This is a genomic window from Pseudomonas savastanoi, assembly GCF_020917325.1.
Classification (GTDB): domain Bacteria; phylum Pseudomonadota; class Gammaproteobacteria; order Pseudomonadales; family Pseudomonadaceae; genus Aquipseudomonas; species Aquipseudomonas amygdali.
This window is the reverse complement of record NZ_CP076652.1, coordinates 2591861-2612760: the sequence shown is the minus strand read 5'-3', so window position 1 is coordinate 2612760 and position 20900 is coordinate 2591861. Positions and strand designations below refer to the sequence as shown.

At 58.6% G+C, this 20900-nt stretch carries 20 protein-coding genes and 1 pseudogene; 5 read left to right on the top strand and 16 right to left on the bottom strand.

Annotated elements, in window-relative coordinates; all coding sequences use genetic code 11:
* Position 1: 1 nt before the first annotated feature.
* Genes KP808_RS11360 through KP808_RS11350 form a run of 3 tightly spaced genes read right to left on the bottom strand, consistent with a single transcriptional unit; the run spans position 2 to position 1294 of the window.
* Positions 2-433, bottom strand: a complete 432-nt coding sequence (locus tag KP808_RS11360) for a hypothetical protein (RefSeq protein ID WP_058407503.1) — start codon at positions 431-433, stop codon at positions 2-4.
* Positions 434-442: 9 nt separating this feature from the next.
* Positions 443-661 carry a hypothetical protein gene (locus KP808_RS11355; protein ID WP_002553572.1) on the bottom strand — a complete coding sequence of 73 codons (219 nt, stop codon included), beginning with the start codon at positions 659-661 and terminating at the stop codon, positions 443-445.
* Positions 662-682: 21 nt separating this feature from the next.
* Positions 683-1294: a type III secretion protein gene (locus KP808_RS11350; RefSeq protein ID WP_230018469.1), complete on the bottom strand. Its 612-nt coding sequence runs from the start codon at positions 1292-1294 to the stop codon at positions 683-685.
* A 151-nt stretch (positions 1295-1445) separates the two neighbouring features.
* Here KP808_RS11350 and KP808_RS11345 point away from each other — a divergent pair, with 151 nt between their 5' ends.
* Entirely contained in the window at positions 1446-2228 is a 783-nt protein-coding gene (locus KP808_RS11345; RefSeq protein WP_230018468.1) for a tetratricopeptide repeat protein, read from the top strand.
* 2 nt (positions 2229-2230) lie between these two features.
* Here the strand turns inward: KP808_RS11345 and KP808_RS11340 are convergent, their stop codons facing one another.
* The 7 genes from KP808_RS11340 to KP808_RS11310 form a co-directional block, all read right to left on the bottom strand.
* Complete coding sequence (locus KP808_RS11340; RefSeq protein WP_054072669.1) at positions 2231-2647, bottom strand: hypothetical protein; 417 nt, start codon at positions 2645-2647, stop codon at positions 2231-2233.
* A gap of 12 nt (positions 2648-2659) precedes the next feature.
* Positions 2660-3973, bottom strand: coding sequence for a type II and III secretion system protein family protein (locus KP808_RS11335; protein WP_230018466.1), 1314 nt, complete (start codon positions 3971-3973; stop codon positions 2660-2662).
* A complete protein-coding gene (gene sctV, locus KP808_RS11330) occupies positions 3970-6153 on the bottom strand; it encodes a type III secretion system export apparatus subunit SctV (protein WP_230018465.1) in 2184 nt (727 codons plus the stop codon). Before sctV ends, KP808_RS11335 begins: the two co-directional genes overlap by 4 nt.
* Complete coding sequence (sctY, locus tag KP808_RS11325) at positions 6150-6488, bottom strand: type III secretion apparatus assembly chaperone SctY (protein WP_230018463.1); 339 nt, start codon at positions 6486-6488, stop codon at positions 6150-6152. Before sctY ends, sctV begins: the two co-directional genes overlap by 4 nt.
* Positions 6485-6844, bottom strand: coding sequence for a hypothetical protein (locus KP808_RS11320; protein ID WP_004660832.1), 360 nt, complete (start codon positions 6842-6844; stop codon positions 6485-6487). The genes sctY and KP808_RS11320 overlap by 4 nt, the downstream gene beginning before the upstream one ends.
* Positions 6841-7779 (bottom strand): SctD/MshK family protein, encoded by a 939-nt coding sequence (locus KP808_RS11315; RefSeq protein WP_230018461.1) that lies wholly within the window; start codon positions 7777-7779, stop codon positions 6841-6843. Before KP808_RS11315 ends, KP808_RS11320 begins: the two co-directional genes overlap by 4 nt.
* 122 nt (positions 7780-7901) lie before the next feature.
* Positions 7902-8063 (bottom strand): hypothetical protein, encoded by a 162-nt coding sequence (locus KP808_RS11310; RefSeq protein ID WP_003377029.1) that lies wholly within the window; start codon positions 8061-8063, stop codon positions 7902-7904.
* A gap of 551 nt (positions 8064-8614) precedes the next feature.
* Between KP808_RS11310 and KP808_RS11305 the strand changes: the two genes are divergently transcribed.
* Positions 8615-12109, top strand: a complete 3495-nt coding sequence (locus KP808_RS11305) for a hypothetical protein (RefSeq protein ID WP_230018459.1) — start codon at positions 8615-8617, stop codon at positions 12107-12109.
* A gap of 50 nt (positions 12110-12159) precedes the next feature.
* On the opposite strand, the gene KP808_RS11300 is transcribed toward KP808_RS11305, so the two are convergent.
* Entirely contained in the window at positions 12160-13053 is an 894-nt protein-coding gene (locus KP808_RS11300) for a CAP domain-containing protein (RefSeq protein ID WP_230018457.1), read from the bottom strand.
* A 198-nt stretch (positions 13054-13251) separates the two neighbouring features.
* Here KP808_RS11300 and KP808_RS11295 point away from each other — a divergent pair, with 198 nt between their 5' ends.
* Complete coding sequence (locus KP808_RS11295; protein ID WP_230018455.1) at positions 13252-14568, top strand: APC family permease; 1317 nt, start codon at positions 13252-13254, stop codon at positions 14566-14568.
* 44 nt (positions 14569-14612) lie between these two features.
* On the opposite strand, the gene KP808_RS11290 is transcribed toward KP808_RS11295, so the two are convergent.
* Positions 14613-15188 carry a nitroreductase family protein gene (locus KP808_RS11290; RefSeq protein ID WP_230018453.1) on the bottom strand — a complete coding sequence of 192 codons (576 nt, stop codon included), beginning with the start codon at positions 15186-15188 and terminating at the stop codon, positions 14613-14615.
* Positions 15189-15194: 6 nt separating this feature from the next.
* On the opposite strand from KP808_RS11290, the pseudogene KP808_RS11285 reads away from it, so the two are divergent.
* Together KP808_RS11285 and KP808_RS11280 are read left to right on the top strand one after the other, a co-directional pair.
* Positions 15195-15407 (top strand): annotated as a pseudogene (locus KP808_RS11285) (ATP-binding protein); the annotation flags it as partial.
* A 264-nt stretch (positions 15408-15671) separates the two neighbouring features.
* Entirely contained in the window at positions 15672-15914 is a 243-nt protein-coding gene (locus KP808_RS11280; protein ID WP_057403681.1) for a hypothetical protein, read from the top strand.
* Between the two features lie 185 nt (positions 15915-16099).
* On the opposite strand, the gene araH is transcribed toward KP808_RS11280, so the two are convergent.
* The 4 genes from araH to KP808_RS11260 all read right to left on the bottom strand — a co-directional run bounded on the left by araH (position 16100) and on the right by KP808_RS11260 (position 20758).
* Positions 16100-17065 carry an L-arabinose ABC transporter permease AraH gene (gene araH / locus KP808_RS11275; RefSeq protein ID WP_004664988.1) on the bottom strand — a complete coding sequence of 322 codons (966 nt, stop codon included), beginning with the start codon at positions 17063-17065 and terminating at the stop codon, positions 16100-16102.
* 41 nt (positions 17066-17106) lie between these two features.
* Complete coding sequence (gene araG / locus KP808_RS11270) at positions 17107-18630, bottom strand: L-arabinose ABC transporter ATP-binding protein AraG (RefSeq protein ID WP_002553558.1); 1524 nt, start codon at positions 18628-18630, stop codon at positions 17107-17109.
* Positions 18631-18685: 55 nt separating this feature from the next.
* Complete coding sequence (locus tag KP808_RS11265) at positions 18686-19699, bottom strand: substrate-binding domain-containing protein (RefSeq protein ID WP_003410036.1); 1014 nt, start codon at positions 19697-19699, stop codon at positions 18686-18688.
* Between the two features lie 186 nt (positions 19700-19885).
* A complete protein-coding gene (locus KP808_RS11260) occupies positions 19886-20758 on the bottom strand; it encodes an SMP-30/gluconolactonase/LRE family protein (protein WP_230018452.1) in 873 nt (290 codons plus the stop codon).
* Positions 20759-20900: the final 142 nt, after the last annotated feature.

Here is a 20900-nt window from a genome sequence, read left to right as displayed (position 1 = left end):
TTCATTGACCTTTTAGAAGGGTGTTGGCAGAACCGGATATCTGGGTTGCCCCGCGTACCACCATCTGGGTTTCGATGGAGTAATCGAACATCCGTCCAAGCGACTGGACGATGCGATCGACCTGCGGCTCACCTACCTTGCCCGGCGCCTGAGCAGCGCTGCTGGCTGGGCTCGGAGCATGATTGGCGGACTGCAGCGCATTACCCTGGGTCAGCGCATCGGCCCGCTCTGAGAACTGCCGCGAGCGGTCAATAAAACCATCCAGTCGCTCCATCAGGTTGCTACCGATCTGATGCGGGCTGGCGCCCTGCGGCATGCCTTTGGAAGTCTCGGCCATGTGTTCGAAGAGGTTCTGGGAAGCCTGCGGAACCCCGCCTCCTCCCGGCGAAGGCAAGGCAGCCGCCGCCGGTGATGCAGCTGGATTGACGGTCATGGTCGGAACCTATTCAGAGTCGTCGTCAGATTGGGCTTCGTTGAGCATTTCCTGAGCGCGCGGCATGATAATGAACTGCCCGCCAATGGTGACCGCCTGGGTAATCAGGGCATCGTTGAACTCACTGTCGCTGGCAGCCTGCTCGGCGTTTTCGACGGCGGCGTTGAAGCGCGATTCCTGACTGGAAACATTGATGTCTACATTGCTGTCTACGGCGTTGATGGACATGGGTAGTGCTCCTTCTTCGGTTTACTGACGGTCGGTAGCGACTTGAGTGACGACACCGCCACGAAACACCCGCACGCCGCGTTCACGCACTACAGGCGCGATTTCGGCGGCAGGTTGACGATCCACATGGTGCTGAATCTGCGCCAGCCAGGCTGGCGGCCCTGAAACAAAAAGGCTGTCGCTATCGGGGCTGACGCGGCTGGACATCGGCTGGCCGGACACTTCCAGCCGCGCCATATAACGCTGCAACTCTTCAAGCCGCGGCCCTTGCAGGTCGAACACACGGGTGGCGACCTCATCGGCACCGGCGATGTGCAGTACGTTGCCGTCGAAGTACCAGCTCAGTTGATTCGCATCGCACAAGCGGGTGAGAAACTCACCGGCATCCTCGCCACGTACCGTGCCTCTTGCGTTGCCCCGGACCTTCTCGGAAAACACCACGATCAGGCCAAGGTGCTGACCGAACTCAGTCAGCGCACCGCGAATATCCTGGTCGACCAGCACGTAGGCGTAAGGCTCTGAGAACCAGTCTGGCTGACGTTCCGAGGCGGCCTTAAGCACACCGGATAACAGGCACAGCAGGATCAGCATCAGCAATTTTGAAACTGGCGGGTCAGCCCTGAAGTGCTTCATGACGCCCTCCGTGACAATGCGACGGCCGCTGGCAGACAGGCTTCAGAAAACGGTCGCTATTCAGCGCAGGGGCTATAAAATGGCGCTCGTCCTCAAAGGCTGTCGATGGCTGAAACGCCTCGCCCCGCCCCCTTTCACAAGAGCCCTGCCCATGCCACCTCGTTCCGTCCCCACGTTGTTGTTGCTCGGCTGCCTGAGTCTGGCGGCGTGTTCGACTCAGCCCAAATCCGACGCCAGCTACGAGCGCTTCATGCAACTGGCCGCCGACCTGGAGAAACGCGGCGACTCGACGACGGCAGCGTCGTTCTACCAGCGCGCCACGCAGCAGCCCGAAGCGGGTGTCGAGGCGTGGCGCAAACTCGGTGCAGCCCTGCTCGTCAGCAACGACACGCGTGGCGCAGAGCGTGCTTATCAACGGGCGCTTGAGCTGAAAGCCGACGACCCGGATGCGCTGCTGGGCCTGGGTACTGCGCAGTTGCGTCAGGGCAAGCTGGAACGCGCAATCGCTGCGCTGACCCAGGCCGCCAATGCGTTGCAGCAGCCACAGGCCTGGAACCGTCTGGGCATCGCGCACATTCTGAGTGGTCAGGCCGACGCCGCTCAAAGCGCCTTCGGCACCAGCCTGCGCCTGGCCCCGAACGACCTCGACACCCGATGTAATCTGGCTCTGGCATACGCTCTGGGCGATGACGACCAAAAGGCCCTGGAGACCATCCGCAGCGTCAGCCAGTCGCCCCTTGCGCAACCCCGGCATCAACGCAACCAGCTGCTGGTCATGGTCCTGGCCGGAAAAGAGAAAGATCTCAAAAACATGACCTTCGACGACATCCCCAAGGCCGAACGCGGCAAGCTGATCGCCGAAGCCCGGCGCGTCAAGGCCATACCGGACCGCACCGAGCAGGCTCGTGAACTGGGGCTGATTGACGCTAACTGAGGTCATCGGGCCTCCTGTGTGTCGGTGCTGGCCTGTTGCTCCGCCTGACGCCGACGCAGCTCTTCGCGGTCATACCCGTCGATGTAAACCTGCGCGGCGCGCCCGACCGGTGCAGCCATGACAGGCCCGGTGTTACGGCCGTGCATGACATCTGCGCGCTGCTCGACCATTTGCAGCAGAATCAGGTTGCTGGCACAGCCCGGCGGCAACAACGGCTGAAAATCCTCACCTACTCCGATCTCGTCCTGTGCAGCTGGTTGCACACAGGCCTGGGGCACCAGCTCCACACGGCCATCGGCACGGGTGATCGCCGCATAATCCGGTGAATAGCTCACTGGGTCGAGGTGGGTCTTGCAGCCTGCCAGCAGACATAAAAGCATCAGAACCGGCGGGCGTGACATAGCGCAGATAAGGTTCATGGCCATTCCCTTTCAGTTCATGTAAAAGCCGAATGCGCCACCACTGCGCGGACCTGCCGACGCGGTACTGGCGGCGCGCTGTTTGTCCAGCGGCGTCGCCACCACGCGATCCTTGACCGGCTCGACCAGATATGGAGTGATCAGAATCACCAGTTCGGTTTCGTTGCGCTGAAAGCGCTTGGAGCGGAACAGATTGCCCAGAATCGGCATGTCGCCCAGCATCGGCACCTTGTCCATGTCCTGGCTGCTTTCACGCTGGAACAGCCCGGCGATGGCAAACGTCTGACCACTGCCGACTTCCACACGAGTGTCGGCACGTCGTACCCTGAACGACGGCACCTGATAGCCGTTAACGTCCAGTGTGGTGGTACTCATCAGGCTGCTGACCTCGGGACGCACCTGCAACGCAATGCGCCCGTTGGGCAGCAGCGTCGGGCTGAACAGCAACGACACGCCGTAAGGCTTGTATTCGATACCGACCACTTCACGGTTGACCGGCACCGGCACCGCCACTTCACCGCCAGCCAGAAAGCTCGCAGTCTGCCCGGTCATGGCGGTAATGTTCGGCTCGGCCAGAACTTCGAGCACACCGTTGCTTTGCAGCGCCTCCAGCATCGCGTCGATGTTGACATTGCCCGACGCAAGCCCGGCGCTGATCACGTTCGACGCGCCGCCCGCTGCATCGGCGGCCAAAGCGCCCCCCGTCAGCAGACCGAATGAAAAAGTGCCGTTATTGAACAAGGCATTCCAGTTCACGCCATAGCGCAACAGCTCGGAGCGCGAGACTTCGGCGAAACGCACGCGGATATTCACCTGGGCCGACCCTGCGTAAGTGGCACTGTTTACCGTCGACTGAAAGTTCTGCCCCTCGGTGCTCAGCAAGGCATTAAGATCGGTTGCTTCACCGACATCCTGCACGGAGCCACTGGCAATCACCCGGCTGCCGGAGGCATTGATCCGCGCCTGACTCTGCGGGTGCAACGCCTTGAGCGGGCGTGTCACAGCAGCAGTGCCGCTGCTTACCGCCAGACTCAACGCAGCGGTCTCCCGGCCCCCACTGTCCAGGGCAATCAGACTGGTCTGCCCTGCGGCCTTGCCGAACACGTAGATGACGCCGGGTGACACCACCTGCAAGTCGGCAATACCCGGCTCGGCCACCATCACCGAGTCCACGGGGGCTGAAAAATGCAGAACGCGGCCTTCACCGATGGCCAGATCGACTGTGCCTTTGGCTCCTTTGGCAATGTTTTCGGCAAACGAACCTGTGGCCATGAGCAACGCGCCCACACCCACGAGAAACATCCGGATTACGCTTACTGAGGTCATGAGGCAGTCGCCAGAGGAGTGGCAGCACCGGCCCTGGATGCCGGGCGTGCAAGGACATCGGTCAGGCTGACAGTGCCGACCGCTTGAAGGTTGTATTCACTGGCTAGCTCGCGAAAAGACAGAACCGCCAGTTGCAGCTCGCCGCGCACGATGAGACGGCGCATGCACCGACGCAGCTCCGAATGCACAAGCAACACCGTCGAATCATGTTCCGGCAGCATGTCGCACAGGCGACGCAGCTGTACCAGTACGGTCCGGCCGATGTCATCGGGCAGCGAATCACGACTCTTTTCCTGGCGAGCCAGCGTGGCGCGCAGTTGTTCTTCGAGCGCAGGTGCCAGTACAAAGGCGCTGATCACCCGGTTGCGATCGGCATACTGATGACTGATCTGCCGCGCAAGTCCTGCGCGCAGATGCTCGGTCAGTCTGCCCGCGTCAGATTCAATACTGCCCCACTCCACCATCGACTCCAGCAGGCCGCGACGATTGCGTATCGATACCCCTTCAGAGACCAGCAAACGCAAGGCCTCTGCGATACGCTGCAGCGGTAGAATGCGCAGCACTTCCTTGATCAGCTCACCGTACTTACCCTCAAGCTGTTCCAGCATCAGGCGGGTTTCCTGAATACCCAGAAAGTCGGCGGCATAACGGCGCAACATACGGTCCAGTACTTCGCGCAACACTTCATCGGCGAACAGAAAACCAATACCGGCATCCTGCAAACGTTCCGCATGCTCACGCCCTGCCCAGCGGCCGGGACGGGAACCGATCGGCGAAGGCGCTTCAAAGATTTCGACAGAAACCAGTTGTGCATGCACCGGATCGTCCTGCAGCAGAAGCGCCTTGCCGCTGAATTCGCCCTCACTGACGGGTACACCTTCAAGCTCGACCTGAAAGCCATCGACTGGCAGGCTGCGGTCCAGATAAACCTCGGGCAGCGGCACCTCGACACCCAGATCGATGCGAATGTCGTGACACAACGCTTCGATACGCTGACGCAGGGGCTGCAACGGGGCGGCCTCAGCCAGTCCGGTTCCGATACTCAACAGCACCTGGCTATCGCGTGGCCGCTCGGCGCTTTCCAAGGCATCTTCCGCAGCATCGTTCGAAGCCCCGGAAGCGCCAGAGGAAGCACCGGGCTCGGCCATCGTTTCATACTCTGGCAGCTCGTCCTTGACCAGTGACCGGGCAGCACGACGATCCCGGCGCCAGAGCACAAACGCACTGCCGCCCAGTACGGCGGCCAGACCGACAAACACCAGCAATGGAAACCCCGGCAGCATGCCTACGCCCAGCAGGATCAGCGCAGTCAGACCCAGCGCACGATGGCTGGCGCTCAGTTGCCTGACAATCTCGGTGCCCAGGTCACGCTCTTCGCCGTCGCTGTTGACGCGGGTCACCACGGTCCCTGCGGCTACAGAAATCAACAGTGCCGGGATCTGCGCGATGAGGCCGTCACCGACGGTCAGTAACGAATAGACATGCGCGGCTTCGGCGAACGGCATACCGCGCTGGACCATGCCGATCATCATGCCGCCCAGCAGGTTGACGAACAGAATCACCAACCCGGCAATGGCATCACCCTTGACGAACTTCATGGCGCCGTCCATGGCTCCGAACATCTGGCTTTCACGCTCCAGGCGTGAACGACGACGTCTGGCCTCGAACTGGTCGATGTCACCGTTGCGCAAGTCGTTATCAATGCTCATCTGCTTGCCGGGCATCGCATCCAGGGTGAAACGCGCAGCGACTTCGGCGACCCGCTCAGCGCCTTTGGTAATGACCACGAACTGGGCAACCGTAATGATCAGAAATACGACCAGCCCCACAACGACCTGACCGGCAATCACGAAATCACCGAACGCCTTGACGATATGACCGGCATTGCCGTCCAGCAGAATCAGGCGAGTGGTGGTGATCGAGAGCGACAAACGAAACAGCGTGCTGAGCAGGATCAGCGGCGGCAGCGCGGAAAACTCCACCGAGTGGTTGATGTAGAACGCGACGATGAGAATCAGCAGGCTCAGGGCGATGTTGACTCCGATCAGCGCGTCCACCAGATAGGTCGGCATCGGGATGATCATCATCGCGATAGCCATCAGCATGAAAGCAACGATGATCACATCTGTGCGTTTAGACGCAGTTACCGCCAGGCGATTCAGGGCATTCATGAGGGTCATTGCGCAGCCCTCCGTGCTTCCAGGTAGCGTCTGAAGCATTGCCGCGCGTCGTCCTTGCGGCCGGCCTTCCACAACGCGCGGCTACGCAACAGAAGCAGCGCGGCGCTCTCGCCTTGCTGCTCGACCAGCCTGTCCAGTGCCGCAATGGCCCGGTCGGTGTCTCCGCTGTCGGTGAACGCCAGCACCAGGCTGTGCAGCAGCGCGCTGTTCGTGGGTGCCAGCTGTACTGCAATCAGCAACATCACCAGCGCACGTTGTGGCTGGCCGCTGCGCCGGTACAGATCACCCATACCGTGGAGCAACTCTATGCATTCGCGATCCTGACTGATGCTCACGACTGCACCTCGGCGCGTTGCTGTTCCAATAGCAGCCGCATGTCGATCTCTTCACGAATCACGTCTTCGGCGAGCTCGCGGATCTCCGGCTCGGCGTCCAGTGCCGGTAATACTTCGTCCAGCACATAGCGCAGTACTTGTAGCGAACGCGCCGTACCAAAAAGCTGCGCATTGACACCAGAAGCCTGCCCGGTCTGCTCCAGCTCGCCACGCAACGAACGACGAACCTTGCGCTCGCGCTGATCAAGCAGCGCTTCGAAACGGGTTCCCTGACGCGGCTGCGCCGGAGCAACGCGCTCGACTGCGGGCAAAGAATCGGCTGAAGGCGGCGCTACGGGCCGCAGATCGACTTTCATAAAGTGAAGGCAAACCTTTCATCACCGCGCACAAGACGGACCTGATTGCCCTCAATGCTCTCCAGCCTCCAGTTGTCAGGTAACAGTGCGCCGGGATAAACACGCTTGCCATGCTCATCGATCACGTAGGGATTGCGACCAAACCACACCGCCTGAAAACGCACGCGAGGTGCCGCAATCGCCGCGCTTGCCTGCACGTTGGGCGTCAAGACAATATGCTGGCCAAACCGAGTGTCAAAGGCCTGTTGAATCTGCAGCCAGCTGCTTTTTTGGGCAGCGGGAAAAGCGCCCTCGACACTGAGCTGCCCGCCCTGTTCCTCAACCCGCAATTGCGTGAGCCTGGCGTCCTGCAACGCGCCCTCGAGCCAGCTTCTAGCCTGGCTAAGTGTAGGGGCGTTCTTGCCGGGCACTGACGAACCAGGGACGGGATCTGCAATGGAGTGCCGGGCCGACTCGGCAGGTGCACGAAAGGCAAATGCAGTGGCACATGTCACCAGCAACAAAAGTGCAGCCAGTGCTGGCCATTTAAGCAGCACCAGGCGGCGGGACACAGAGGGGATGGCTCGGGCACTTCGTGTGCTGCGCAAGCACAACCTGCTCTGTCCGACCAGCAACTCGACAGGCAAGGAGATTCGTTGACCGTGGCCGACGTTGACAACCCGACGTTGGCCAAGGCTATCGAAAACCGTCACATCGCCGCCCAAGGCTTCTATTGCGACGTATTCAACGGAGAATCGCAGACGAACATGTTGCTCGGCCACATCAGCATCGCCCAGCACAAGGTCGGCCGGGGCGGCACTGCCAATCACATAGACAGGATTGTCCAGGAGCAGCGAAACGCCCTGATGCAAACCATGAAGAATTTCGAGCCGGGCTACGCCGCTTTCTTGCACAGAAGCGTCGGGCGTTCCGCTCAATGAGATCAAGGCTGTCATGATCGAGTCACCACCGTGTGATCTACCGGAAACGGCATGTCAAAGCCGGGCAAAACTGTCGATCGGAAGAATTTCGATGCGCAGTGAATGCAGGCAGCTGTAGCGCTGCCTGCATGACAACGTCAGTTCTGTGGACGTTGCTTGGTAGCATCCAGCTCTGCTTTCTTGGCAGTGGAGATTTCAGTGATCTTGGCCGATTTCTCGATAGCCATATCAAAGGTCGCCGACATTTTTTCGATTGCTGCGTCTGAATTGCCGGAGCTTACGGGTGGAGTCGAACTCATGTTGTTTCTCCTTGCTTCGAGTAGGGATCTATCTGCGGATTAACAACCGGCTCAAGAACAGGTCAATGTGCCATTACACAACAGCGATGCAGAGACACTACGCTATTTGCCGCGTTGCCAATTAATAGTAATCAGCGAAACTTGTTCGATGCTGTGAAACGTTGTGAAATCAGATTTCACAACAAATTAATACCGCAAACCAACAGTGATATCAAAGTGATATTTATTTCTGGTTTATTTCTGGTGATATTAATTTTTTATGTACCACGAGACGGGGCTCCAACGTTTACGGGGTGTTCGCCAGGGCCTTTATTATTTATCGACGCGTGTGAATTGTTGTGAAAAGAGATTACCGATCCGCCACTTCACTTGTCGGAATGATAGTGTCGGCCCATAAGCCCTGTTCTTTTGATTTGAAAACGAGACGCCGTTCAAACTATTCACGCGAATAAAGAGTTCGTCGTTGAACACAGGGTTTCGTTTGCCTCGCGGCACTCAGTTATTGAGTCGCCTGTTCCACGTCCAGCGGTTAACAACAGGAGTTATATGCTATGTCGACGTCCACGATCAGCCCGGCGCCTGGCCCTCTTCCGCCCCCCGCACCGGGCGCGAATGCCCGAACGCGATTCAACCAGGTGCTGCAGACCAGCAACCGCAATGGCGGCCAATACCGGCCGGCGGGCGCAGACGAAAAGGCACCTGCGCTGGGCAGTTACGCATCGATAGAAAAGCCCGGCACTGTGGCGGCTGACACCGTGCGCTACGTCACCCAGGAAGGCGATCAGGTACTGGTAAGCAAATCCACCAGCCCGGAGCTCTACCGTCAGGTCGTCGAAGACCAACCCCGAGTGGCAGGCTTCAGGGCCAGTGTGGCTGCTGGCTACTCCCCGGCCAAGGCTGATACTGCCGCGCCAGCGACGCTGAGCGGCTATGCCCGTATCGGAGCACCGGACGAAATGGGGCCGGGGCTGATTCGCTATGAAGCCGCCGATGGCAGCAAGGTCATCGTTTCGCAGCAACAGAACCCGGAACTCTTCAAACAGGTGGCGTCGGATTTCAAATCGCTATCCGGCGTAGGCAGCAGTCAGCGGGAAGGCTACAGGGTGGCAGGTGCGGACGAAAAGCCGCCGGAAAACATTGCAGGCTTTGCAGTGGTCGGCCCGGTGGATGAAGTCGGGCCAGGCGTGATGCGTTATGTCGACCGTGACGGCAATAAAATCGTCGTGGCCAAGAGCGACAATCCTGAGCTGTACAGTGCGGCCAAAGACGCTTTCAATACCCTGACCGGGCTGAACACGAGCGAAGCGCAAGGTTATCGCAGGGCGGGTGACAACGAAGTATGGCCACCCGTATTCGGCACCACCGTCGGCCCGTTGAATGAGGTCGGCCCGGACACTATCCGTTACGAGCACAACGGAGAGAAGGTCGTGGTCACCCGTGACGACAATCCGAAGTTGTTCGATTATCTGGCAGCGCTGCAAACCATAGTGTCGGACCCGCAAAAAAGAACTGCGATGGAAACCGCAGTCAACGAAGGGCAGATTCTTGCTGACCGCAACACCCCCATTCCCAGCTTGAACGACATTACACAGTTCACTTGGGTGTCTGGCCAGGAAGGAAGCCAGATCAGCTATCAGAATCAGAGCGGTGAACGGATTGTCGTCACTGAAGCCTTGACCCCTGAACTATTCGACAAAGTAACCACCCTCCATGACGCCTGGAACAAGATCAACAGCAGCCGGGAAGAAGGTTACACGTTGGCTGGGCCTCATGACTTTTTGAAGAATCAGGACATAACCATCGGTTCACCGGACGAATTGGGCGCGGGTCTGATTCGTTTCGAGAACAGCGATGGCAAGTTCATCGTCTCCAGGGATGCCAGCCCGCAGTTGTACGATGATGTGGTGGAGAAATGGAATGAGCTGGGCACCGGCAATATTGGTGAAACCCGCAGTCGGCATAACCTGCCGCCCGTGGCAGAGCTGGATCTGATGGGGCAGAAAACCGGCGTGAAAGCCGATAAGGATGATGAGAATTCCGAAGAGCTGAATGTCGGCGAACTGGCGACCAAGGAACTGCTCGACCAATACCGCGACGGTGTGAACAAAGGGGATATTGCCAAGGATGACCCACGCGCAAAACTGGTCAGGGCAATCGAGGCGCAGGCTGCTTATGACAACGGTCGCGGCCTGACCGGTTATGAAGAGGCCAAAGGCGCCTTCGGCGGCACCTGGCGCGAATTCGACAGCAAACAGACCCAACTCAGTTCGGCCGACATGCACGACATCATTGATGGCGGCAAGCTGCAAGAACAACTGACCACACTGTTCTCTGATCCGACCGTGCAGCAGGACTACCAGAGCAAGATGACCGATGCACTGGGCAAAGTGCCCAACAAGGACGAAATCAAGCAGAAGCTGCTCGACCTCACCGCCAATCCCGATTACGTACTTTACCTCAAGGACCTGAAAAAGCAGGGCCTTGGCCAGGAGGCGCAGAAAGACCTGAGCGACACCCTGTCCTCACTTGCGCTGGTCGATCCAGAAGGTGCCAGCAAGGCGGCACAGTCTATTCAGGCCGATGGTTTGACCAGCGATCTCAACGATCTGGTCGCCGACCCGTCGAAGATAAGCGACGAGAATAACGCCCTCGCCACCAAGGACCTGTTCGGCCTGCTCAAGGCAGAGCTCAAGGGCTTTCTGGTCGATATGCCGCGCTTCCTGCAGCCCACCTTCGAGAAATTCCTTCAGGAAGGTGTCGTGGGCAACGCCAAGCCGGCAGACATCGCCAAGGCGCTCAAGGAGGTCGGTGATGCCTATCAGAAAAACGGCAAGGTCAGCGAAGCAGACATCAAGACAGCCCTTTCCAAACCCTACATACCGGTCGCTGATCGCGGCAAACTGGGCGAAATTTTCAATACGCTCAATAGCAAAGGCGTCATGGGCTCCGTTGCAGCAGGCGTGTCGCTGTTCTCGGCGATTTATCAACTGGTCGGCAACGGCGGCAAACTGGGCGAGACACCGATTCAGCGCCTGGGTATTGCCAAGGACTTCCTGAGCTTTGCCGGCGGTGCCAGCCATTTCGTACGCCTGGCTGATCAGGTTGGCGACCTGATGGGCAAAGGCGGCCTGGTGGACATGCTGGGGCTGGACAAGACGTTACCGGAGATCTGGGGCAAGGAAAGCTTTGGCAAGGCCAAGGAAGTCAGGGTCAGCGGCATTTCCGCAAGCAAACTGAGCGAGATCCGCACCGCACTGGATGCGACTGATGAATATCGGCTCAATTCGACGCTGGGCGACATGGCTGGCGGTGCAGAAGCGGAACGCCAGGCCATGGGCGGCATCACCCAGCGGCTGGATGATGCCGTGCAGGCTTCAGGGGCCAAGCTGCCCTCTGGAACTGCCAATAAAATCGCAGGCTCGGTCGTCAAAGTGCTGGGGCCTGCAACGGATCTGGCTGGTGGTTTTGCCGATATCGTACTGGGTGCATTCACCATCAAGGACGGCGTGAAGTCAGGTGACAAGCTGGCTCAGGCCGCAGGCGGCCTGCAAATTGCCGGCGGTGCCTTCGGCGCGTCAGCCGGCGTACTGGGAACCGCGGCGCTGGTGGGTGCAGGCGGCGCGGCGGCCACCGCGCTGGCCGGGCCATTCTTCCTCGTCGGCGTTGTGATTGCTGTCGTCGGCGGGATCATTGGCTATTTCGTCGACCATAACAAAAAGCAGAAAGCATCCGAAAAGGAAAACGACTGGTATCGCGATCTGGCGGCAGACGGTTTGCTGCAGTCCGACTGGGGCGACAAGGTCGAATATGCACACTACTCGATCCACCACTATCGCGAACGCGAAGCGCCTGAAGACGACAGCCTGTTCCGCTTCCAGAGTGCCGAGTGGAAGCATTTCGACGAAACGCCGCAGGAAGGCGGCTCTTCCACCAACCGCCTTGATGACACGTTACACGTGGAATACGGCGAGCCACACAAATCGCCGGATCAACAGAAGCGTGACGAATTGAGAGAAGCACCGCGCTGGAGCGGCTCGAAGGTCTGAGCCATTCATGCATGTTCGACAAGCCGCCGTTCAGGCGGCTTTTCGGTTGATCAGGGAGCGCCGAACAGCATTGTCCAGTACACACCGTAATCCGCGTTGGTAGCCGTCGCGTAGGCCGCGCCGACCTCGGTAAACATCGGGTTCATCAGGTTGGCGCAATGTCCCGGGCTGGCCAGCCAGCTGGCCATTGCCTTGCTGACGGTGCTCTGCCCTGCTGCGATGTTTTCACCGATCTGCCGTCCGCCGTAACCCGCTGCACGGGCGCGATCTGCCGGTGAGTCGTTATCAAAGCCGCGATGCGTGAAGTAATTCTCACTGGCCATCGACTGGCTGTGCCCCTGTGCAGCCATTTCCAGGGTCGTGTTCCAGCTCAGCGGTCTGGCCGAAGGAAACGGCTGCTTGCCACACATGCGCGGCTTGGCACGCGCGGCATTGACCTGCGCCAGAAGTATGCGGCCCGCCGAACGTGCATCTTCCAGGCTTTCGTCGATCAACGGTTTTGCCAATACCACACGCCAATCGCCCCGCTCGCGAGTGATACCGATGTCGGCGTATTGCGGGTCAAGCAAAGCGCCGCAATAGCGTTTTTCGAGCATGCCGAACGCTTCACCGGCGCTCTGCGCGCCAGCAAGTCGTATGGTCCGGACGGTGACCGCCTGATAACCGGATGCCTTGAGCGCATCGCGTGAACTTCCAGCGAAATTGATCGGCAACGCTACGCTGGCGTTGAGCGTCAGCGCTCTGGAGATTTTTGTCATCCGTGCTTCGCAGCGCTGAGGTTGCCCACGAAAATCGTTGATGGCCTGGACCAGCTGTCGCTCGTCACTGGCACTGGCATGGCTGGCGTACATGGGCAGCAGAGGCACGAAGTACAGGCACATGCGCCAGAAATAACGGTGCGATTCAGGCATGAAGACAGACTCGAAAAGTAAAAGGCATGCCATGAATTTCAAGGCCCGAATAAGACCCTGAAAAAACCTCTTGGTTCATGCTGCATTTTCAAATGCAGGGGTTATTCAAATACCTGTTCGGGCAAAAAACACCGCTGATCCGGGCCTTTTGCGATCACGTTGAATTTACCCTCGCCCTGACGATCTTCCCTTACACACCTCTTGTACCTGCCGAGAAAGGATTCTTTCACCATGGCCACTCCTCCCGAAACTCCATCGCTGCGCCGGGCAATCACGGCGCCGATGCTGACACTGTTCATCCTCGGTGACGTGCTGGGGGCTGGCGTCTATGCGTTGGCAGGCACTATCGCCGGACGTGTCGGCGGAGCCATCTGGGCACCCCTGCTGATTGCCCTGTGCTTCGCCTTGCTGACCGCTGCGTCCTATGCGGAACTGGTGACCAAATACCCTCGTGCGGGCGGTGCAGCGGTGTATGCCGAAAAAGCCTTCGGCAAACCGCTGCTGTCGTTTCTGGTCGGCTTTTCCATGGTGGCGGCAGGCGTCACCAGTGCTGCCGGGCTGGCAGTCGCGTTTGCCGGCGACTACTTCCAGGCGTTGGTAAGCTGGCCCGCGCAGTGGGTATGTGTGGGTTTTCTGGTGATTGTCGCGCTGTTGAATGCGCGTGGCATCAAGGAGTCGTTGTCGGCCAATCTGGTCATGACCCTGATTGAGTTGAGCGGGCTGGCGATGGTGATTGCGGCCGCAGTCTGGTTCGTCAGTCAGGGCAATGGTGTGCCGCAACGTGTATTCGAACTGGACACGAACTCACCGGCCACCGCGATTCTTGCCGCATCGTTGCTGGCATTTTATTCATTTGTGGGCTTCGAGACGTCTGCCAACCTGGCCGAAGAGATCAAGGATGTGCGCAGGGTTTATCCACGGGCGCTGTTTGGTGCCTTGCTTATTGCAGGCGTGGTTTACATGCTGGTCGGCGTGGGCGCGGCCATGGTGCTGCCCGTCGAACAGTTGAAGGCTTCGCAGGCCCCGTTGATGGACGTGGTCAGTGCGTCGGGGCTGGGGATACCTGCCCCATGGTTCGCGGTGATCGCGCTGATTGCGGTTGCCAATGGCGCACTGCTGACCATGATCATGGCCAGCAGACTGACCTTCGGGATGGCTCGTGAAGGGCTGTTGCCCGCTGTGATGGGCTCGGTTCTGCCTCAACGGCGCACACCCGGCGTGGCCATTTTCGCAACCACAGTGGTTGCCATCGCACTGTCGTTTACCAGCACCCTGACTACGCTCGCTGAAACCGTGGTGCTGTTGCTGCTGTTCGTGTTTCTCAGCGTCAATATTGCGGTTCTGGTGCTCAAGCGCGACAAGGTCGACGCCGGCCATTTTCAGGTTCACTGGGTGATTCCGGTATTGGCGATCCTTTCCTGCCTGCTTTTGCTGACCCAGCAAGGCCCTGAAACCTGGCTGCGTGCCGGCATGATGCTCGCTGTCGGAGCCGCGCTTTATGGGCTCACCCGGCTAGGCAGCTCAGTGCTGGTTTCACACCCGCGCTGAACGGCATTTGTGATGCATGCCACGCGCGTGATTCAGGCTCTACTTCAGTGTGTAACGACAATGTCTGAAATCGAATTGCGCCACCGCTCTTCGATTCTCGCGTCGTCTGCTCGATAGCCAAGAGCGATAACCAGCGGTATGACGGCACCACGTGGCAGCTTGAGAAGTTTGGCAACTTTCGCGCCTGAAAACCCTTCCATCGGGCACGTATCGATGCCCTTCGCAGCTGCGCCAAGCATGATGGTTTGAGCTGCAAAGATGGCATTGCGTGCCGCCCATTGCCGACCGCCGATATGGCCGATGGGGAGTAGCGAGAGGGTCGGTCGGATCAGCGCTGCAAGCGCAACAATCGGCGACCACAAGAAAGAAGATCCCACTCCGAGAACCTTCTGAAACATACCTATCTGTTTGCGGTAGTAGGCCTTCGAATCTGTTCCCAACACAGACGAACTTTCAACGTGGTCAAGTCGTGCGTTGGCTGTACGCAACCCCAGCGCAGGACTCGCCACGATCACGATGAGCTCGGCCGCTGATGCCGCAGCTTTCTGGCCGTTACAAGCAACCGCCAAATTCGCTCTGAGCCCAGGATCGCGAACCCAGTGCAGTTGATAAGGCTGCATGTTCCCGCTGGAGGGGGCTTCGACACTGCGCAGGCGTCCCTCCACTACCTGTCTCTGCTGAGAAACTCGACCAGAGCGGGCACCGGGAAAGGCCTGGGGCTTTTTCTGGTGCGGCGCATCTGCGAACGATTTCGGTGGACGCTGACCCTGGAGTCGATGCCGACGCTAGGCACCAGAGCGGAGCTGGATTTCCGGACTCGGCTAGTGCAGTACCGGTAAATTCGACAGCAAGCCTCTATAACTTCAGCGTCATGAATGGCATGAGAAACATCATGAGATTAACGGTGCGACACTATTAATAAGCACGCTAAGTTAAATTTTTTTCACAGGCAAAAAAACAGCCTTACCGTCATAAAAAAAATAGACATTATTCACGTGGCCAACAACCTGCTATTCAGCAACTTTAATGCAGTTATTTGTAGCCACCCCATCATTAAGCCACGCAGAGAAAACATCATGAACCGAGTAACAGCAAAGTCCGCATTGAAAGCTCTCGTTGTGACAACCATTGCAATCATCGGCCTGCAGGGCACGGCATTTGCCGCCACCGGTATACAAACCGCACCAGCTGTCGATGGCAAACACGCGCTCGTGCAAGAGGCCGGCAAGACTGAAGCCACTCGCACCACATCTGCACCACTGCAAGTAGCGACGAGGCTGAAAAACGGCTTCCGTATCAACAACGCCTGTGACGATACCGGCCTCCCTTGCCCGCCTCGCGGCTAAAAGCACCGGTTAAAAACAGCCGCAAAGTAGTCACTTTGCGGCTGCACTGTTATAGAACAATACCGTTGTTACCTGTCCACTCTGCAAGTGATCAGCCCCCTGAACTCAGCCGCTACTTGCATCTCCATCCATGTCGCTCATGCCCTCGCGACTAAACAGCAATGCCATAACAGCGGCCAACAGGTTCAGCGACGTTTCAGTCGGTCGATGATCACCGCCAGCAACAGAATCGTGCCGCGAATCACGTATTGGTAGAACGTATCGATATTCTTCAGGTTCATTGCATTCTCGATGATCGCCAGAATCAACACACCAGCGATTACATGGCGGATCATGCCGATGCCGCCGCTCAGCGAAACACCGCCCAGTACGCAAGCCGAGATGATGGTCAGCTCGAAACCCTGACCGATCATTGGCTGCCCCGAGGTCATACGCGAAGCCAGAACCACGCCAGCCAGTGCCCCGACAAGCCCGTGAACCGCGAAGATGATGATCTTGGTGCGATCGACATGCACACCCGCCAGCAACGCAGCTTCCTGGTTGCCGCCGATGGCCATGGTGTTGCGCCCGTAGGTGGTGTAGTTAAGCAACCAGCCGAAGAATATGAAGCAGGCGATGGTGATCAGGATCGGCACTGGCACGCCATATATCTGGCCGTTGCCGAAGATGAAGAAATCCTCGTTGGAGACGCCGACGGCCTTGCCGTTGGAGAAGATATACGCAAGGCCGCGCACGATCTGCATGGTCGCCAGAGTCGTGATCAGGGCATTGATGCGCAGCTTGGCAATCACGATGCCATTGATCAGGCCAACCACCAGCCCCAGCGCTAGCGCGGCAGAAACACCGAGAAACACGCTGTCGGTGTCGCGGATAACAATCCCGGCGATCACCCCGGAACAGGCCAGCACCGAACCGACCGACAGGTCGAAGTGCCCGGACGCCAGGCAAAAGAGCATGGTGCAGGCAGCAATGCCTACAGTGGAAATCGCAAGGCCTAGCCCCCGCATGTTCAGCGGTGACATGAAGTTGTCGATGAACACGGCGCACAGCAGGAAGATTCCCACGGCAGCCAGGAGCATCACCCAGTCATCGGCAAAACGACGCAGGTTCATGCCCTGACGGGGAGCCTGCAGGCTGGATTCGGTAGACATATGCACCTCTTTCTTATTGTTCATGGTCAGGGGACCGGTTATCAGCTGCGCGTACGAGGCAGAGCCAATTGCAGGAGTCGCGATTCATCAGCCTCATCGCGGTTGAGTTCACCGGTGATCGCGCCTTCGCTCATCACCAGAATGCGGTCGGAAATACCCATGACTTCCATCAGGTCACTGGACACCACGATGACCGCAATCCCGTCGGCGGCCAGGTTGTGAATGATCTCGTAGATCTCGGACTTGGCACCGACGTCTATCCCGCGGGTGGGCTCGTCCAGCAACAGGACCTTCATCGGCATCGACAGCCAGCGACCGAGAATCGCCTTCTGCTGATTGCCGCCAGAGAGGAACATGATCTGTTGCTCGGGCGATGGTGTCTTGACGTTCATCGACTTGATCTGGCTGCGCGCGTTGTCGCGCTCCCAGCGGCCCTGGATCAGGCAGCCAAGATTTACATGCCGGGGCCGTGCACCGATGTTGATGTTCTCCGCGACGCTGGACAGCGGCACGATACCTTCCTTTTTGCGGTCCTCCGGGCAGAGCAGAATGCCCGCTTCGATCGAGTCACGCGGGGACTTGAGCGTCAATGGCTTGCCGTCCAGCTGCAACGTGCCTGCCGTGCTGCGTGTCAGACCCGACAGCAGACGGAACAGCTCGGTACGCCCGGCGCCCACCAGCCCGAAGAAACCCAGCACTTCGCCCTTCTCTACGGCAAAACTCACCGGTTCGTGCAGCCCCGGCCCCAGTAACCCGGTCACTCGCAGGCTAGGCCCTTGATGCTGACGCGGACGGTAGTTGTAGATGTCCTGAATATCCCGGCCGACCATGCAGGTCACCAGCCGGTCATGATCCAGATCGGCCATCTGCTCGAAGGTTTTTACAAACCGACCGTCCTTGAATACCGTTACGGCATCACAGACACGGAAGATTTCTTCCATGCGATGAGACACGTAAAGAATCACCCGCCCCTCGTCGCGCAGCCGCACGATGATCGCCATCAACCGGTCAATTTCACGTGCCGACAGGCTGCTGGTGGGTTCGTCAAAAGCGATGACGTGCGCATTGCGTGACATGGCCTTGGCGATTTCCACCAACTGCCGCTGGCCCAGTGAAAGATCACCCAGGCGAGTGCGCGGGTCGATTTCGTCAGCCAGGCCTTTGAGCAGCTCGCCTGCCCGACGGTACATCGCGCCACGATTGATCAAACCGAAACGATTGGGCATGTGCCCAAGCAGCAGGTTCTCGGCGACAGTCATTTCCGGGACCAGATGCAATTCCTGGTGAATCACCGCCACACCCGCCGCAATGCTCTCGGCGGTGGATTTGAACTGGTAGCTCTGCTCACCGATCTGCAAGGTGCCGCTATTGGGCTGATAAGAGCCGCCGAGGATTTTCAGCAGCGTGGATTTACCGGCACCGTTCTCGCCCATCAAGGCGTGAACACTGCCGGGGCGCGCTTCGAAACTGATATCCGAAAGCGCCTTTACGCCGGGGAAAACCTTGCCGATACCGTTGAAGCGCAAGGCACCGTTTATGGATGTTTGCTCGATAGCCTGTTGCATGAAACCAACCTCCTCGCACGTGTGAGGGGCCTGAAAATCAGGCCCCTCAGTCAACTCACTTCCACAGACCGATCTTGGTCAATACTTCCTGGAAGTTGGCGCGGGTGATCAGTGTCACATCGTCCATAGCGGTATATTTAGGCGGTTCGACGCCCTCGGTGACCCACTTATACATATACAGCGCGGTGTTGTAGCCTTCCTTGTCCGGGCTTGGCAGCATGGAGCCAAAGAAGCCACTCTCTTTTTTCTTCAGTTCATCAATGGCATCGGTGCCGTTGATGCCGATCCCGATAACGTTTTTCGCGCTGAAACCATTACTCGCCGTCGCGCGTACGCCACCCAGCACAGTGTTGTCGTTCATGCCGCCGATGATCAGGTTTTTCGCATCGCCCGGCAGTTTTGGCAGCGCCGAGTTGGTGGCATCCATGCTGCCTGGTACATCAAGGGTTTTCTGCGCGGTGAACAGGATGTGATCTTTTGGCAAACCGGCCTCTTCAAGCGCCTTCACCGAACCGTCAGTGCGTTTCTTGCCGGTGTCCAGCTCGTTGTAAGTGTTGATGATCGCGTAGGTGCCTTTCCACCCGCCCTCATCCCACTTGCGGTTCTTCGCTTCGGTGGCCATGGCGGCACCTTGCTTCTGGCCCACTTCAAAGGCTGCCATGCCCAGATATGGCACGTCCTCCATGAAGTTGCCTTTGGCGTCGACAAAACGATCGTCCACGGCCATGACTTTCAAACCGAGCGCCTTGGCCTTGGCCACGATTGCAGGGCCCAGAGAGACATCAGGCGGGCAGATCACAAAGCCCTTGGCACCGTTGGCGGCCAGGCTGTCGATAGCGGAAAGAGTCTTTTCACCGTCTGGCACGGCAATCTTGAGCACGGTAAAACCATGCTCCTTGCCTGCCTTTTCAGCAAATGCCCATTCGGTCTGGAACCAAGGCTCTTCAGCCTGCTTGACCAGAAAGCCGATTTTGACTTCATCAGCAGCGGAGGTGATGCCACTCATGCCCAGAATGGCGGTGGTGACGGCGGCACAGCACAGGGAACGAATCCCGTGACGACTCAACATAGCTAACTCCTTATTTTTATTGAATAGCTACAGCGTTCAGCGAGGTGGCGGTTGCAAACGCATAGGCGTTCGAGAACCGATTAAATAGTCATACCATATAATGAATGACCGCTATGTAACCGAATGTCACTCCTGCATTTCCCATCGCGACGCCGCTGCAGAAAAGGCGACAGCGCTGCACTTTTTTCAACCGCTGAAGCGCTGACACAGCGTTCCTTTGACGCCGACCTGCGCCATCAGCACCGCGCCATCGAACCGCCCATGAGCATCGGCAGGCGCTGCACTGGTGACATACAGCGTCTCCAGGTCAGGACCACCGAACACGCAACTGGTGGGATGGCTGACGGGCAGCTCGATAACCCGGTCGACACTGCCGTCGGGGGCAAAGCGGATCAGGCAACTGCCTGCCCAGCGCGCATTCCAGACATAACCTTCGGCATCCATTGCCGAGCCGTCGGGCGAACCCTGGCTCTGCTCGGCCGCCCATACCTGACGTGGTCCCAGCAAACCATCTTCCAGCACAGGGTATTGGTAGATCACTTCGTCGAGGGTATCGGCGCTGTACAGCACGCTGCCGTCGGTATTCCACAGCAGGGTATTGACGATGCCCTGCCCGTCCAGCAAACGCGTCACGCGGGCGTCGGGTTCAACCCGGAACAGCCCGCCTGAACGACGGACCAAAGGTACGTCTTTGCCTTCGGCATCGATATTGTTTTGCATGCTGCCCAGCCACAGGCGGCCGCGCGCGTCGCAACGGGCCTCGTTGGCGCGATTGCCAGGGGTCGGGTCTGCCACGCAGAACAACGCCAGTGAGGTTTTTTCGGATTTGAGGTCAAGGCGATACACACCGCTGGCCAGAGTCACCAGTGCGTCGCCCTGCTCGGTCGGTATAAACGCAGAGACCGGCTCGGGCATGCGCCATTGGCGATACTCCCCGGCAACCAGCCGACAAGCCAGAAAACCGGCAATGTCGACCCAGTACAAGGCCTGCTCTGCGGCGTCCCAGAAGGAGCCCTCGGCCAGCTTGAAACGGTGCTCGGAAACGGGCAACCAGTTCATGAAAAATGTCCTTTGTTATTGTTGTAAAGGCACTTTTTGGATGTTTGCGTCGCAGTCTTGTCCAACCTGCGTGCCCAGTCGACCTGTTTCGCAGGCACCCAGCGGATCGACCGCCACGGGCACCGCGCCTCAGTGAAGCTGG